Source organism: Pararhodospirillum oryzae (assembly GCF_007992075.1).
GTDB classification, from domain to species: Bacteria; Pseudomonadota; Alphaproteobacteria; order Rhodospirillales; family Rhodospirillaceae; genus Pararhodospirillum; species Pararhodospirillum oryzae.
Window position 1 is genome coordinate 1 of record NZ_BJZO01000163.1, and the last position, 2,234, is coordinate 2,234.

The window sequence follows — 2,234 nt, forward strand, 5'->3', positions numbered from 1 at the left end:
TTGAAGCAACTCCCTTCCGAGGGCATCCAGGGCTTCACCCCGAGGGCACCCAGGGCTTCACCCGATGACCCTGGGTCTTTCCCAAAAGAACCTTGACGCGGGCGTCCAAAGCGATCAGGCTTTCGCCCATGAGCAAGATCGGAACCCTCCTACGGCGACTTTCGTGACGCCCCTTCGCGGGCGAACCCTTTGTCGTGCCGTCTTTCCCTTGTGGACTCCGGGTTTCCGATCATGATGCCGATCCTGTCTTCCCGTTCGTATGCCGTTGGTGGCGCCTGTTGTTGGGCCGGCCGCGCTATTCGCGTGTCTTGCCGGCGGGGAAGACGACTAGGGGGCGGCCGCCGGGCCTGACGGCGGCCCGACGGCCGGCGCGCTTTTCCGCCGTTGCCTCCCCTTTCCCCGACCTTCCCGTTTCCAGCCAGCGCCGCAAGGAGCGCCTGTTGCCATGACCGTGACCGTCGACCCCCGCCGCAAGTATCAGCCCTTTACCCCGGTTCCCCTGCCGGATCGAACCTGGCCCAACGTCACCTTGACCCGCCCGCCCATCTGGTGCGCCGTGGATCTGCGCGACGGCAACCAGGCCTTGATCGAACCCATGGGCATCGAGCGCAAGGTGGCGATGTTCAAGCTGCTGTGTTCCATGGGGTACAAGGAAATCGAGGTGGGCTTTCCGGCCGCCTCGCAGACCGATTTCGACTTCCTGCGTCATCTGATTGAACAGGGATTGATCCCCGCCGACGTCACCATTCAGGTGCTGACCCAGGCGCGCGAGGATCTGATTACCCGCACCTTCGAGGCCATCGCGGGCGCGCCCTCGGTGATCGTGCATCTGTACAACTCGACCTCGGCGTTGCAGCGCCGGGTGGTCTTCGGCATGGACCGCGCCGGAATCACCGCCCTGGCGGTCAAGGGCGCGACCATGGTGCGCGACGGCGCGGCCCGGGCGCCCGCCGACTGCAAGATCCGCTTCCAGTACTCGCCCGAGAGTTTCACCGGCACCGAGATGGATTACGCGGTCGAGGTGTGCGAGGCGGTGATGGCCGTTTTCGAGCCCACGGCCGAGAACCCGTTGATCTTGAACCTGCCGGCCACGGTCGAGATGTCGACCCCCAATGTCCACGCCGATCAGATTGAATGGTTCGGCCGCACCTTGCGCGGGCGCGAGCGGGTCTTGATCAGCGTCCATCCCCACAACGACCGCGGCACCGCCGTGGCCGCCGCCGAACTGGCCATGATGGCCGGCGCCGACCGGGTCGAGGGGACCTTGTTCGGCAACGGCGAGCGTACCGGCAACGTCGATCTGGTGACCTTGGGCCTGAACCTGTTCTCGCAAGGGGTGGACCCCGGCATCGTTTTCTCCAACCTGCCGCATATCCGCGAGGTGGTCGAGGACTGCAACCGCCTCCCGGTTCACCCGCGCCACCCGTATGCCGGCGACCTGGTGTTCACCGCGTTCTCGGGCAGCCACCAAGATGCCATCAACAAGGGCATGAAGGCGATGCGCGAAAGCAATCAGGAGGTTTGGGAAGTCCCCTACCTGCCCATCGACCCCCACGACATCGGCCGGAGCTACGAAGCGGTGATCCGGGTCAACAGCCAGTCGGGCAAGGGCGGGGTCGCCTACATCATGGAGCAGGACTACGGCATTCGCCTGCCGCGCGCCCTGCAGGTTGAATTCTCGCGCATCATTCAGAAGATCGCCGACGAAACCGGCGAGGAAATCACCTCCCCCATGTTGTGGACCACCTTTGAGCGGACCTACCTGGGCACCGACAAGCCCTATGCCTTCATCGAGCACCGCACGCTGCCCGATCCGGGCTCGCGCGAGGCCCGCATCCTGACCGCGACGGTCAAGGTCAACGGCAGCATCAAGAGCATTGATGGCCGGGGCAGCGGGCCGATCGATGCCCTGGTGGACGCGATTCGCCGCGATAGCGGGGTGGCGTTCACCATCGACGACTACGAGGAACACACCTTGCGTCCGGGGGCCGACGCCCAGGCCGTGGCCTTCGTGCGCGCGAGCCTGCCCGATGGCCGCGTGCGCCACGGGGTGGGGATTGATTCCAACATCGTGGTCGCCGCCCTGAAGGCCGTGCTGTCGGCGGCCAACCACCTGGCGGAAAGCTGATCACTCCGATCAGTCGATGACGGCCGGGGCCGGAGGCGGGCACGCCTTCGGCCCCGTGCCGTTCCGGCGGTGGTGTTTCCCGGATCCCGACTAGGCTGAAACTGGA

The 2,234-nt window shown here is 65.7% G+C and carries 1 protein-coding gene; it reads left to right on the top strand.

Annotated features, from left to right (window positions below):
- Nucleotides 1–445 precede the first annotated feature (445 nt).
- On the top strand, nt 446–2,128 hold the full coding sequence (gene leuA, locus ROR02_RS16235) for a 2-isopropylmalate synthase (protein WP_407672670.1): 1,683 nt from the start codon (nt 446–448) through the stop codon (nt 2,126–2,128).
- Nucleotides 2,129–2,234: the final 106 nt, after the last annotated feature.